General features: G+C 69.1%; 14 protein-coding genes and 1 riboswitch. Of the genes, 9 read left to right on the forward strand and 5 right to left on the reverse strand.

Annotation, left to right across the window (positions count from 1 at the left end; genetic code table 11):
* Positions 1-7 precede the first annotated feature (7 nt).
* From J7495_RS00445 to gcvPB, 5 genes are all read left to right on the forward strand, one after another.
* On the forward strand, positions 8-658 hold the full coding sequence (locus J7495_RS00445; protein WP_294054092.1) for a hypothetical protein: 651 nt from the start codon (positions 8-10) through the stop codon (positions 656-658).
* Positions 659-857: 199 nt separating this feature from the next.
* Positions 858-951: riboswitch (glycine riboswitch) on the forward strand.
* A 168-nt stretch (positions 952-1,119) separates the two neighbouring features.
* On the forward strand, positions 1,120-2,280 hold the full coding sequence (gcvT, locus tag J7495_RS00450) for a glycine cleavage system aminomethyltransferase GcvT (protein WP_294054093.1): 1,161 nt from the start codon (positions 1,120-1,122) through the stop codon (positions 2,278-2,280).
* A 1-nt stretch (position 2,281) separates the two neighbouring features.
* Positions 2,282-2,653: a glycine cleavage system protein GcvH gene (gene gcvH, locus J7495_RS00455; protein ID WP_294054094.1), complete on the forward strand. Its 372-nt coding sequence runs from the start codon at positions 2,282-2,284 to the stop codon at positions 2,651-2,653.
* A gap of 132 nt (positions 2,654-2,785) precedes the next feature.
* On the forward strand, positions 2,786-4,144 hold the full coding sequence (gene gcvPA, locus J7495_RS00460) for an aminomethyl-transferring glycine dehydrogenase subunit GcvPA (RefSeq protein ID WP_294054095.1): 1,359 nt from the start codon (positions 2,786-2,788) through the stop codon (positions 4,142-4,144).
* Positions 4,141-5,709 carry an aminomethyl-transferring glycine dehydrogenase subunit GcvPB gene (gcvPB, locus tag J7495_RS00465; RefSeq protein WP_294054096.1) on the forward strand — a complete coding sequence of 523 codons (1,569 nt, stop codon included), beginning with the start codon at positions 4,141-4,143 and terminating at the stop codon, positions 5,707-5,709. The genes gcvPA and gcvPB overlap by 4 nt, the downstream gene beginning before the upstream one ends.
* Before the next feature lie 184 nt (positions 5,710-5,893).
* Here gcvPB and J7495_RS00470 read toward each other — a convergent pair whose 3' ends face one another.
* Both J7495_RS00470 and J7495_RS00475 read right to left on the reverse strand, forming a co-directional pair.
* The gene (locus J7495_RS00470) at positions 5,894-6,427 is read right to left on the reverse strand and encodes an RNA 2'-phosphotransferase (RefSeq protein WP_294054097.1); all 534 of its coding nucleotides are present in this window, start codon (positions 6,425-6,427) and stop codon (positions 5,894-5,896) included.
* Between the two features lie 197 nt (positions 6,428-6,624).
* Complete coding sequence (locus J7495_RS00475; RefSeq protein ID WP_294054098.1) at positions 6,625-7,098, reverse strand: isoprenylcysteine carboxylmethyltransferase family protein; 474 nt, start codon at positions 7,096-7,098, stop codon at positions 6,625-6,627.
* A 113-nt stretch (positions 7,099-7,211) separates the two neighbouring features.
* On the opposite strand from J7495_RS00475, the gene J7495_RS00480 reads away from it, so the two are divergent.
* Both J7495_RS00480 and J7495_RS00485 read left to right on the forward strand, forming a co-directional pair.
* Positions 7,212-7,727 carry a CcdC protein domain-containing protein gene (locus tag J7495_RS00480; protein WP_294054099.1) on the forward strand — a complete coding sequence of 172 codons (516 nt, stop codon included), beginning with the start codon at positions 7,212-7,214 and terminating at the stop codon, positions 7,725-7,727.
* A complete protein-coding gene (locus tag J7495_RS00485; protein ID WP_294054100.1) occupies positions 7,724-8,305 on the forward strand; it encodes a DUF938 domain-containing protein in 582 nt (193 codons plus the stop codon). Before J7495_RS00480 ends, J7495_RS00485 begins: the two co-directional genes overlap by 4 nt.
* Here the strand turns inward: J7495_RS00485 and J7495_RS00490 are convergent.
* Genes J7495_RS00490 through J7495_RS00500 form a run of 3 tightly spaced genes read right to left on the reverse strand, consistent with a single transcriptional unit; the run spans position 8,280 to position 10,679 of the window.
* Positions 8,280-9,188 carry a DMT family transporter gene (locus tag J7495_RS00490; RefSeq protein WP_294054101.1) on the reverse strand — a complete coding sequence of 303 codons (909 nt, stop codon included), beginning with the start codon at positions 9,186-9,188 and terminating at the stop codon, positions 8,280-8,282. The two genes, J7495_RS00485 and J7495_RS00490, sit on opposite strands and share 26 nt — an antisense overlap.
* Before the next feature lie 46 nt (positions 9,189-9,234).
* A complete protein-coding gene (locus J7495_RS00495; RefSeq protein WP_294054102.1) occupies positions 9,235-9,879 on the reverse strand; it encodes a hypothetical protein in 645 nt (214 codons plus the stop codon).
* Between the two features lie 14 nt (positions 9,880-9,893).
* Positions 9,894-10,679 (reverse strand): hypothetical protein, encoded by a 786-nt coding sequence (locus J7495_RS00500; RefSeq protein WP_294054103.1) that lies wholly within the window; start codon positions 10,677-10,679, stop codon positions 9,894-9,896.
* 99 nt (positions 10,680-10,778) lie between these two features.
* Between J7495_RS00500 and proS the strand changes: the two genes are divergently transcribed.
* Together proS and J7495_RS00510 are read left to right on the forward strand one after the other, a co-directional pair.
* A complete protein-coding gene (proS, locus tag J7495_RS00505; protein WP_294054104.1) occupies positions 10,779-12,311 on the forward strand; it encodes a proline--tRNA ligase in 1,533 nt (510 codons plus the stop codon).
* Between the two features lie 14 nt (positions 12,312-12,325).
* A complete protein-coding gene (locus J7495_RS00510) occupies positions 12,326-12,931 on the forward strand; it encodes a TIGR02466 family protein (RefSeq protein ID WP_294054105.1) in 606 nt (201 codons plus the stop codon).
* Positions 12,932-12,933: the final 2 nt, after the last annotated feature.

Below are 12,933 nucleotides of genomic sequence, written 5' to 3' on the forward strand. Positions count from 1 at the left end.
TTGCCTCGTGACACCCGCCAAGCTTGCTCTTCCGCTCCTCGGCCTCGCGCTCCTCGCCGGATGCAAGCAGACCGGCGACATCGCCGTGGACGGCGGAGTGGGCATCACGTCGGTGCGCTCGGCGTGCCCGCGCGTCGCGGTGCCGATGGGCACGGGCGACGTCACGCTGTTCGACCCGGCCGACAGCCGCGAGGCGCAGGCGATCGACGTCGAGGCGACGCTCACCAATGTCGCGGCGAGCTGCGCCGACGGCCAGGGCGCGCAGGTGCTCACCACGGTCAATTTCGCGGTCCTCGCCAATCGCCGCGACGCGGGCCCTGCGCGCGACGTGACCTTGCCCTATTTCGTCACGCTGGTGCGCGGCGGCTCGTCGGTGGTCGCCAAGAGCGTCGGCCATGTGACGATCCACTTCGACGCCGGCCAGACGCGCGCGAGCGCGACCGGGACCGGCAGCGCGCAGGTCGCGCGTTCTGCGGCGACGCTGCCCGAGGACGTGCGCCGCCGCCTCACCCGCAAGCGCAAGGCGGGCAATGAGGACGCGGCGATGGACCCGCTGTCCGATCCCTCGATTCGCGACGCGGTCCGCTCGGCGACCTTCGAGGCGCTGGTCGGCTTCCAGCTGACCGACGACCAGCTGAAGTACAACGTCACGCGCTGACGTCTCCGAATTTCCAGAACCGTCATCCCGGCGAAAGCCGGGACCCAGGAGTCGCGGGCGATTCCCTGGTGGCTCTGGGTCCCGGCTTTCGCCGGGATGACGACTTGGGCGGCTGCACGTTGTGCAACTGCACAATCGCCGGTTGACTCGCCTCCCTCCGCCCGCCAAGTCTGGCTGCGTCGATGGTGGTTCGCCGCCATGGGCACGCGCGGGAGAGACCCCGGACCTGATCCGGGGCGCCGAAGGAGCAACCGCCCCGGAATCTCTCAGGCACAAGGGACCGCGCGCGCACGACACTCTGGAAAGCGCTGCTCCGGCAAGGGGCGGCCACCGAAGGGGTAACCGCGGACCCGGTCCGTGGGAAAGCTCTCAGGTTTCCGTGACAGAGGGGGCGACTGGCCGGATCGCGTCGACAGGCGCCGTGCGGATGGTCGAGTCCCTCGAATGTCCGGAGCGCCGCGATGAGCCACGAAGCCGAAACCCAGGATCCCGAGATCGAGCTGCAGGCGCTGCCCCTCGACGCCTGGCACCGCGTCCGCGGCGGCCGGATGGTGCCCTTCGCGGGCTATCACATGCCGGTCCAGTACGAAGGCATCATGGCCGAGCACCTCTGGACGCGCGAGCATGCCGGGCTGTTCGACGTCAGCCACATGGGCCAGCTGCTGTTCAGCGGCGAGGACGCCGACAAGTCGCTCGAAACCTTGCTCCCCGGCGAGATCCAGGCCCTCGGCGAGGGGCGGATGCGCTATTCGCTGCTGCTCGCCGAAAACGGCGGCATCCATGACGATTTGATGGTCACGCGCCTCCCCGCAGCCAATGCCTTCGAGGCGGGGGCGCGAGACTTCTACATGGTCGTCAACGGCGCGACGAAGTGGGACGACATCGGCGTGTTCCGCGAGCTGCTGCCCGACGAGGTGGGCATGAGCCATCTCGACGAGCAGGCGCTGCTCGCGCTCCAGGGACCTGAGGCAGTGACCGCGCTCGAACGCGTGGTGCCGGGCGTCTCCGGCCTCGTGTTCATGACCGCGGCCGCGTTCGAATGGCAGGGCAACCCGATCTGGGTCAGCCGCTCGGGCTATACCGGCGAGGACGGGTTCGAGATATCGATTCCCGGCGAAGCGGCCGAAGCCTTTGCCGACGCGCTGTGCGCGCAACCCGAGGTCAAGCCGATCGGCCTCGGCGCGCGCGATTCGCTGCGGCTCGAGGCGGGGCTGCCGCTCTACGGCCACGACCTCGACCTCGACACCACCCCGGTCGCCGCCGACCTCGGCTTCGCGCTCTCGAAGCGCCGCCGCGAGCAGGGCGGCTTCGCGGGCGCCGAGCGCATCCTGATGGAGCTCCGCGACGGCGCGATCCAGAAGCGCGTCGGCCTGATCGTCGAGGGCCGCCAGCCCGTGCGCGAAGGCGCGATGGTGCTCGACGGCGACGAGAACGAAGTCGGCAAGGTCACCTCGGGCGGGTTCGCGCCGTCGGTGCAGCAGCCGATCGCCATGGCCTATGTGCCGCTCGCGCTCGCGACGCCGGGCACGCGCGTCACGCTCGCGCAGCGCGGCAAGATTCATCACGGGGAAGTCGTGGCGATGCCCTTCGTCCCCCATCGCTACGTCCGAAAGGGAGCCTGACATGAGCCGTTATTTCACCGAGGACCATGAGTGGATCGACGTCGACGGCGACATCGGCACGGTGGGCATCACCGACTATGCTCAGAGCCAGCTCGGCGACATCGTGTTCGTCGAGGTGCCCGAGGAGGGCAAGGAAGTCGGCAAGGGCGACGACGCCGCGGTGGTCGAAAGCGTGAAGGCGGCGTCGGACGTCTATTCGCCGGTCTCGGGCACGGTGCTCGAAGGCAATGCCGACCTCGCCGACAACCCCGCGCTGGTCAACGAGGACCCCGAGGGCGAGGGCTGGTTCTTCAAGCTGACGCTGAGCGATACCAGCGAGCTCGACGGGCTGATGGACGAGACCAAGTACCAGGCGTTCGTCAGCAAGCTGTGACCTAAAAGCCCCTCCCCTTCAGGGGAGGGGTTGGGGTGGGGGCTGTCCACGGGCACGTCGGTCTCGGTGAGACCCACAGGCCCCACCCCCAACCCCTCCCCTGAAGGGGAGGGGCTTCGGAGAATTGATGGAATGCGCTACTTACCCCTGACCCAGACCGACCGCGAGGCGATGCTCGCGACGATCGGCGCCAAGTCGATCGATGACCTGTTCGTCGACGTCCCCGAGGCCGCAGTGCTCGACGGGCCGATCCACGGCCTGCCGCCCCACGCGAGCGAGCTCGCGGTCGAGCGCCACATGTCGGCGCTGGCGAAGAAGAACCTCGCCGCCGGCGACGCGCCCTTTTTCCTCGGCTGCGGCGCCTATCGCCACCATGTGCCGGCCTCGGTCGATCATCTCATCCAGCGCGGCGAGTTCCTCACCGCCTATACGCCCTACCAGCCCGAGATCGCGCAGGGCACGCTGCAGATGATGTTCGAGTTCCAGTCGCAAGTGGCGCGGCTGCTCGGCTGCGACGTGGCGAACGCCTCGATGTACGACGGCTCGACCGCGTGCTGGGAAGCGATCGTGATGGCGCGGCGCGTGACGAAGCGCGGCAAGGCGATCCTCTCGAGCGGGCTCCATCCGCACTATGTCTCGGTCGCGAAGACGATGGCGAAGTTCACCGGCGACCAGCTGGTGACTGCGCTGCCGACGCTCTCGCCCGAGCCCGACACGCTCGACCTGATCAACGCGATCGACGCCGAGACCTCGTGCGTCGTCGTCCAATATCCCGACATCCTCGGCCGCATCGAGGACATGAGCGCGCTCGCCGAGGCCTGCCACGCCAACAAGGCGCTGCTCGTCGCAGTGGTGACCGAGCCGGTGGCGCTGGGCGCGATCCGGTCACCCGGCGAGATGGGCGCGGACATCGTCGTGGGCGAGGGCCAGTCGATCGGAGTCGGCCTCCAGTTCGGCGGGCCCTATGTCGGCCTCTTCGCCTGCTCGGAGAAGCTGGTGCGCCAGATGCCCGGCCGCTTGTGCGGCGAGACCGTCGATGCCGAGGGCAAGCGCGGTTTCGTGCTCACCCTCTCGACCCGCGAGCAGCATATCCGCCGCGAGAAGGCGACGTCGAACATCTGCACCAGCTCGGTGCTGTGCGCGCTCGCCTGGTCGATCCACATGACGCTGCTCGGCGAGAAGGGCCTGCGTCGGCTCGCCGAGGCCAACCATGTCGCCGCCAGCGCCGCCGCAGACCGGCTCGCCGAAGTCGACGGGGTCGAGCTGGTGACCGACCGTTTCTTCAACGAATTCACGCTGAAGCTTTCGAAGGAGGCCCGCCCCGTGGTGCGCGAGCTTGCCGACAAGGGCATCCTGGCCGGCGTCTCGCTCGGCCGGCTCTATCCGGGCGCGACCGACCTGGCCAACGGCCTCGTCATCGCGGTGACCGAGACGACCACCGAGGAGGACGTCGAGACGCTTGCCTCCGCGCTCGAGGAGGTGCTGGCATGACGATCAACCAGAGCGGCTGGCGCCCCACCACCCCGCAAGCAGGCACGGGCAGCGACGAGACCTTCACCGGCAACCGCGCGCTGATGCTCGAGGAGCCGCTGATCTTCGAGATCGGCGGGCCCGACACCACCGGCGTCGACTTCGCCGAGGCGCCTTCGGGCAAGTCGCGGCTCGGCGGGCTCGAGCGCGCTGCGCCGATCGGCCTGCCGGGGCTGAGCGAGCCCGAGACGGTGCGCCACTATACGCGGCTCAGCCGACAGAATTACGCGATCGACCTGGGGCTTTTCCCGCTCGGCTCGTGCACGATGAAGCACAATCCGCGCCTCAACGAGCGGATGGCGCGGCTGCCCGGCTTCGCCGACGTCCACCCGCTCGCGCCGGTCGACACAGTGCTGGGCGCGCTGGAAGTCATCCACCAGCTCGCGCACTGGCTGGTGACGCTCACCGGCATGCACAGCGTCGCGATGAGCCCCAAGGCCGGCGCGCATGGCGAGCTCTGCGGCATCCTCGCGATCCGCGGTGCACTCGAGGCGATGGGGCAGGGGCACCGCAAGGTGCTGCTCGTCCCCGAGAGCGCGCACGGCACCAACCCCGCCACCGCGGCGTTCGCGGGCTTCAGCGTCGAGGACATTCCCGCCACCGACGAGGGGCGCGTGAACCTCGAGGCGCTCAAGATGCGGCTCGGGCCCGATGTCGCCGGCGTGATGATCACCAACCCCAACACCTGCGGCCTGTTCGAGCGCGAGATGCGCGCGATCTCGGACGCGGTGCATGCGGCGGGCGGCTTCGTCTATTGCGACGGCGCCAATTTCAACGCGATCGTCGGCCGCGTGCGCCCGGGCGACCTCGGCATCGATGCGATGCACATCAACCTGCACAAGACCTTCTCGACTCCGCACGGCGGCGGCGGGCCGGGCTCGGGGCCGGTGGTGTTCTCCGAGGCGCTGTCGCCCTTCGCGCCCTTGCCCTTCGTCGAGAAGACCGAGGAGGGCTTCCGGTTGGTGGAAGAGGAGACGGCCGAGGAACATCATGCCGACAGCTTCGGCCGGATGGTGGCCTTCCACGGCCAGATGGGGATGTTCACCCGCGCGCTGACGTACATCCTCAGCCACGGCGCCGATGGCCTCCGCCAGGTCGCCGAGGATTCGGTGCTCAACGCCAATTACATCCTGCGCGCGATGGAGGACGTGCTCGACGCGCCGTTCGGCAAGTCGGGGCCGTGCATGCACGAGGCGATCTTCTCCGATGCGGGCTTCCCCGAGGGCTTCTCGACGATCGATGTCGCCAAGGCGCTGATCGACGAGGGCTTCCACCCGATGACGATGTACTTCCCGCTGGTGGTGCACGGCGCAATGCTGGTCGAGCCGACCGAGACCGAGTCGAAGGCAAGCCTCGACCAGTTCATCGGCGCGTTCCGCTCGGTGGCGGCGCGCGCGAAGAACGGCGACCCGGCGCTCAAGACCGCGCCGCACTTCGCCCCGCGGCGCCGGCTGGACGAGACGCTGGCGGCGCGCAAGCCGGTGCTGGCGTGGAAGGATCCGGTTGCGGCTGAGGCGGCGGAATAGTCGTTCCGGTCGCCTCATCCCCGACCGTCATCCCGGCGAAAGCCGGGACCCAGGGTTGCAAAGGACGTTGCTCGCGGCCCTGGGTCCCGGCTTTCGCCGGGATGACGTCAGACGGGGAGTCCGTTCAACAAGTGACGACACACCCAAGTTCAGGGTGACGGTCTATCGATGAGATGGATCGAGGCTAAACCCGCTCGATGAACTCGGGCGGCACCGCGTCCGCCAGCCACACCCCGTTGCTCGACAGCCGGAACACCGCTCCGCCGCGCGCCATCGCGCCGGCCGCCACGCGCAGGATCACCGGCGCCCCGCGCCGCTCGCCGACCCTGGTCGCGGTCGCGACGTCGGGCGAGAGATGGACATGGTGCCGCGCCATCGGCTTCAGCCCTTCGCCCAGGATCGCGTCGAGGAAACGTTCGACCGTGCCGTGGAACAGGAACTCGGGCGGCTCGGTCACCGGCCAGTCGAGGTCGACCGCGACCGAATGGCCCTGGCGCGCGCGGATCCAGGCGCCGTCGTCGGACAGCTCGAAGCGGCTCTTGTCGCTCTCGGCGACGGTGCGCCGGAGGTCCTCGATCCGGTCGGTCAGCCGCTCGCGTCCCAGCGCCGCCATCACGTCGTTCACCGGCGCCCAGCCGGCGTCGTCGAGCACCAGCCCGCCTGCCTCGGGGGCGTGGCGGAGCCAATAGGACAGGGTCTTCGAAAGTTCCTTGCTCATGGGACCAGGCTCCGGCGCGCCGGTCGGCTCGGCGCGGATTGCAAAATAGGATTTCGTGCGCTTCGCTCGCCGGCATGACGCCGAACCGCACTCTTTCCGCGCGCCGATTGCCTGTTTCGCCGGAAGCAGGGCCGGATTTCCCGCGACGGGTCGTGACTCTTGTGACTCTTGGGCCCGATCGGCGGCGGCGACTCGGCTCAGATCCAGCGGCGCACGTTCGCCTTGTATTGGCGATACGGCTCGCCGAAGCGCGATTCCAGGTAGCGTTCCTCGCGCTCGATCACTTCGCGCTCGATCACGAAGATCAGCGGGATCAGGCAGAGCAGTGCCACCAGGCTGTTCAGCACGATCGCGCAGCCTGCGTAGACCAGCGCCATGCCGAGATACATCGGGTTGCGCGTCCAGCGGTAGACGCCGTCGGTGACGAAGGCGGTGCTGCGCTTCCACGGCCGCGTCGCGGTGCCGGCCTTGCGGAACAGGCCGGCGGCGGTGAGCAGGATCGCGAAGCCCGCGACGATGCCGATCCAGCCGAGGTCGCGCAGTCCCCAGCCGCGCAGCGGGATGCCCGGCTGGCCGAGCAGCTTGCCCAGCGCCCAGCCCACGACGAGCGTGCCGATGAACGCCACCGGCGGCGGAAAACGCACGCCCGCACTGTCCCGATCGATGTCCATTCGTCCCTCCCGGTCTCCCGCCGCGACCATGGCGCGGGCGGTGCGATTCCGCAACGACGCGCGCGCGGCAAATCCCGCTTGCATCCAGTGTGGCGCCAAAGCAAGACACCGGCATGACCCACACGCCGCCGAACCAATGGATCACCTTCGCCGTGACGGCGATCATCATCGCGATCGTGCTGGCGATCCGCCTGCCGCGGATGATGCGGCTGCGCCCGCTCAAGCCCGAGATGCTGTGGATCGTGCCCGGCATCTACCTGGTGATCGTGAGCTTCGTCTTCTGGAGCCAGCCGCTGCGCAGCCCGCTCGGCTGGGGGTTGTGCGCGCTCGGGCTGGCCGCCGGCGCGGCGTTCGGTTGGCAGCGCGGACGGCTGACGCACATCAGCGTCCATCCCGAGGACGGGACGCTGATGCAGAAGGCTTCGCCCGCCGCGGTGATCTTCCTCGTCGCGCTGATCCTGATCCGCAACGGCGCGCGCCAGTTCGCGGTCTATGAGGGCGGCGGTCCCGAAGTCGCGATCCTCGCGACCGACGTGCTGCTGGTGTTTGCTTTGGGGATGCTCACGGTGCAGCGCATCGAGATGTACCTTCGCGCGCGCAGGCTGCTGGATCGAGCGCGGCCGGCATGAGGCGCCACGCGCCCGCGACCGAGCGCAACCGCGAGCCGATCGCCGAGGTGCTGGCGGCGGCGCTGCCCGCTGCCGGCCTCGTGCTCGAAGTCGCGAGCGGCACCGGCGAGCATTGCGCCTGGTTCGCCGAACGCTTTCCGGCGCTGGACTGGCAGCCGAGCGATCCCGGCGCCGAGGACCGCGCCTCGATCACCGACTGGTGCGAAGGGCTGGCCAACGTCCTGCCGCCGCTCGCGCTCGACGCTTCGGCGGAGGCCTGGCCGATCGACCGGGCGGACGCGATCCTCTGCATCAACATGGTCCACATCAGCCCCTGGGCGGCGACGCTCGGGCTGCTCGCAGGTGCGCGGCGGCTGCTCGCGCCCGGCGCGCCGCTGATCCTCTACGGCCCCTATCGCGAGGCGGGCGTGCCCACCGCGCCGTCGAACGAAGCCTTCGAGCTGTGGCTCAAGGACAAGAGCCCCGGCTACGGCCTGCGTTTCGTCGAGGACGTGACCGCCGCGGCCAAGGGCTTCGCGCCGGCCGAGCGGGTGGCGATGCCCGCCAACAACCTCATGCTGCTGTATCGGCGCCAGTGACGCTGTGGACCGGCTGCGCGTTCTTGTGTTCGCGCCAGGCGATGTAGAGCCCGCTCGCGATGATGATCGGCGCGCCGATCCAGGTGTAAGGCGTCGGCCACACGCTGAAGAACAGCCAGCCGTAGAGCGTCGCCCAGACCAGGCCCGAATAGTCCATCGGCACCGCGGTCGACACCGGGGCGTAGCGCAGCGCGCCGGTGAGCGCGAGCTGGCCGACGCCGCCGATCAGCCCGACGCCGATCAGCAGCGCCCAGGTCTCGAACGGGTGGACGCGCAGGTCGGTGAGGTAGAAGGCGCCGAGCGGGGGGACCGAGAGCAGCGAGAACCAGAACACCGTCGTCCCGGCGCTCTCGGTGCGGCCGAGCTGGCGCAGCAGGATCGCGATGATCGCGACGAACAGCGCCGCAGTGAGACCCACTCCGAGCCCGAGCAGCGGGAAGTTGTTCCCCTGCGGCTGCGCGACGATCACCACGCCGACGAAGCCGACCGCGACCGCCGCCCAGCGGTGCCAGCGGATATGCTCGTGGAGCACCAGCGCGCCGAGGATCGTCGCGAAGATCGGCACGGTGAACTGGAGCGTCGTCGCTTCGGCGAGCGGCAGCAGCAGGATGCCGCCGAAGTTGAACACCATGCCGACCAGCCCGACGATCGTGCGGGTGACGTGCGCGCCCAGCCGCGGGGTGCGGATCGCGCCGAGCCCGTCGCCTATCGCGAGCCAGGCGACCACCACCGGCACCGCGGCGAGCTGGCGGAAGAACATGATCTCGATGAGGTTCGCGCCATGCGCCTCGGCGAGCTTGATGACCGCCGACATGCTCGACAGGCAGAAGACCGCGAAGAGGCGCAGCGCGAGGCCGTGGAGTACGCGGTCCTGGGTGGGCATCGGCGCTCGCTAGGCGGTTGCGCCCGGCAGCACAACCTTGGCCCGGCTAGATATTTCCCATCAGGAGACTGGCGTAGACATGGTCGCCCACCGCTTCGGGCAGGCGGCGGAGCGCACGCAGCCGCTTGAGCCCGAGATCGCATTGCCGGGCGGGCGGCATCCCGTCGATCCGGTTGAGGAAGGCGAGGTCGCGGTCGCTCATCCCTTCGGCGAGCATCGCTTCGTCGAAGGCGGTCGCGTCGGGCCCGTCGACGGCGCCGAAGCGCCGCTGGGCGGGGTGGTCATGGCCGGCGGCGATGGCGATCCGATACTGCGCCTGCAGCGCCTCGAGCCGCTTCGTCGCCTCGGCATCCTCGAAGATCGGGTCGGATGGCCGCTCGGTCACGTAAGAGGCGCAGTCCGGGATCGAAGCCGTCTGCAGCCGCTCGACCAGCGCGATCTCGGCGTCGCGATAGCGGGCGAGCTCGGTGTGCGGCGCCTGGGTCAGCACGACGCGATCGAACGGGGTCGACAAGGGGATCTGCTCGCCCTCGGGGACCGGAGGGGCGGGCACCGGCTCGGGAACCTGGACTTGCTCCTGCGGCATCATCCGCGCGAGCATCGGCGCCGCGGCGACCATGCCCGCGAGCAGCGCGAGCAGCCCCGCGAACGAGAGCCAGAACAGCCAGGCGGGATCGCCGCGTTGCTCCATCGAACCGCTTCCGCCTATTCGGTGCCGTTGCGCGAGAGGAGGAACGCCGACACCGCGTCCGACCGGTCGGGCGGCAGCTTCTGGATCGCGCGGAAGAATTCGATCCCCGTCTGGCACTGCGCCATCTCAGGGAGCATCGCGAAGCCGCGGCCCGAGAGCAGCGCGTCGACTTCGGCTTCGGAGACGCCCTCGCTTTGCATCGACTTGGCGATGGTGCGCCAGACGCTCATGTCGGGCTCGCGGATCACGCGGCCGGCGGGCTTGTCGCGACCCGCGGCATAGGCCTCCCAGGCAGCGATCCGCATATCGTCAAGCGCGTCGGTCGAAAGGTCGGTGCGGTCGGTGATGGTCACCCGGCCGGTCGCGACATAGCGCGCGCAGAGCTCCGGGTCCTTCTCGTGGAAATATTGGACCAGCCGGATTTCGGCGGCGCGGAATGCCGCGAGCGGATCGTGCGGCGCCTGCATCAGCTGCGCGCGGTGCCGTGCCTCGGCCTGGGCGAGCGCCTGGCGGATCACCGGGGCCAGCATCGGCTCGGGCGTGCCCTGGCGCAGCGCATTGGCGGCGACCATCACGATCTGGCTGAAATCCTCGGGGAAGGTCCGCTTGACGGTGCGGTAGACGTCTCCGCTCTCGCCGTCCTCGAGCAGCATCTTCTCGACGCGCACTTCGGGCGAGGGCGGTGCGGGCGCGAGCTTGGCGATCATCGGCGCCGCCGCGATCACCCCGCCGATCAGCGCCAGCAGGCCGACGAGCGACAGCCAGAACAACCACGCCGGATCTTCGCCACGTGCCGCCATTGTCTTTCCCCCCAATAGTCAGAACAGGTTAGTCGTGCCGCGGGCGCTTGGGAATGGCAATCCTTGCTCGCCCGGGGCGCGGACGCTAATCGCGCGGCCATGATCAAACATGCCCTCAGCGTCACGCGTGACCAGGATTTCGCGCAATGGTATCAGGCCGTGATCTCGGAGGCCGACATGGCCGAGGAGAGCGGCGTGCGCGGCTGCATGGTCATCCGGCCGTGGGGCTATGGCATCTGGGAGCGCATCCAGCGCCTGCTCGATGACCGCATCAGGGCCACGGGCCACGAGAATTGCTATTTTCCGCTGTTCATCCCGCTGTCCTATTTCGAGAAGGAGGCCGAGCATGTCGACGGCTTCGCCAAGGAGATGGCGGTCGTCACGCACCACCGGCTGATCCAGAAGGACGGCAAGCTGGTTCCCGATCCCGAAGCGAAGCTCGAGGAGCCGCTGGTCGTGCGTCCCACCTCGGAGACGGTGATCGGCGCGGCCTTCTCGCGCTGGGTGCAGAGCTGGCGCGACCTGCCGGTGCTGATCAACCAATGGGCGAACGTCGTGCGCTGGGAGATGCGCACGCGGATGTTCCTGCGCACCGCCGAATTCCTCTGGCAGGAGGGCCATACCGCGCATGCCAGCGTCGAGGAGGCGCGGGTCGAGACGATGCGCATGCTCGAAGTCTATCGCGAGTTCGCCGAGGAATGCGTCGCCATGCCGGTGATCGCGGGCGAGAAGCCCGAGAACGAGCGCTTCCCCGGCGCGGTCTCGACCTATTCGATCGAAGCGATGATGCAGGACGGCAAGGCGCTGCAGGCGGGCACCTCGCACTTCCTCGGCACCACCTTCAGCCAGGCGCAGAACATCCGCTTCCAGAATGCCCAGGGCGAGCTGGAACTCGCCCAGACCACGAGCTGGGGCATGTCGACGCGGATGATCGGCGGGCTGATCATGACGCACGGCGACGACGATGGCCTGCGCGTGCCGCCGCGGATCGCGCCCTGGCAGGTGGTGATCGTGCCGATGCTGCGCGACCAGCCCGAGGACGAAGCGATCGTCGACTATTGCAAGTCGCTCCAGGCCGAGCTGGCCAGGCTCACAGCGCTGGGCGAGCCGGTGCGCGCGTTGCTCGACCTCAAGGCGATCAAGTCGACCAACAAGCGCTGGGGCTGGATCAAGAAGGGAGCGCCGATCGTGATCGAGGTCGGCGGGCGCGACGTCGCGGGCGGCAACGTCTCGGTGATCCGCCGCGACCGGCTCTATCGTGAGGACGGCAAGCTCGACAGCAGCATCCAGCCGCGCGCCGACTTCGTGCTCGAAGCCGCGGCGATCCTCGAGAGCATCCAGCAGTCGCTGTTCCTCGAGGCGAGCGAGCGGATGCGCGCGAACATCACCACCGGCGTCACCGAGTTCGACGCGCTGGCGGCGCTGTTCGACGAGCGCGTGAAGTTCCCGGGCTGGGTCGAAGTCAATTGGGCCAAGCCGAGCGGCGCGGAGCTCGACCAGGTGGTCGAGCGGCTGAAGGCGCACAAGCTCACGTTCCGCAACGTGCCGAACGATGCGGCGCCGGCGGAAGGCGCGTGCCTCTTCACCGGGCGGCCCGCGGTCGAGCGGATCCTCGTCGCGCGCTCCTATTGAGCCCGATTGAGCCGATGCCGGTCCGCAGCCTGTTCGCGTCGCTGGTCTACCAGGAGCCGCTGGGTGATGACGATCTGATCGGCGAGCTCGAGGCCTCGTGCCTCCAGCTCGCCGAGGACGACCTCGCCGGGCGGCGCTGGTGCAAGGCGAACGGCTATCGCGGCTATACGAGCTATGCCTCGCTGGACGACTTGGCCGTGCGCGACCCGGCGTTCGCCGATCTCAAGCGGCTGCTCGACAGGCACGTCGCGCGTTTCGCCGAGGCCTGCGCCTTCGATCTCGCCGGCAGGAAGCTCAAGCTAGACAGCCTGTGGGTCAATGTGCTCGACGGCAAGGGCGGACACAGCGGGCATATCCATCCGCACAGCGTCGTCTCGGGCACGCTCTATGTCGCGCTGCCGGCGGGTTCGCGCGGGCTCAAGCTCGAGGACCCGCGGCTCGCGATGATGATGGCCGCGCCGACGCGCCGGCTGGACGCACCCGAGCATCTCCAGCCCTTCGTCGAAGTCTCGCCCGAGCCGGGGACGGTGCTGCTCTGGGAGAGCTGGCTCCGCCACGAGGTTCCGCCGGGCGAGGCCAAGGCGAAGCGCGTGAGCGTGAGCTTCAACTATCGCTGGTGAGC

Origin of the sequence: Sphingomonas sp. (genome assembly GCF_017745215.1) — a bacterium.
GTDB lineage: Bacteria > Pseudomonadota > Alphaproteobacteria > Sphingomonadales > Sphingomonadaceae > Sphingomonas.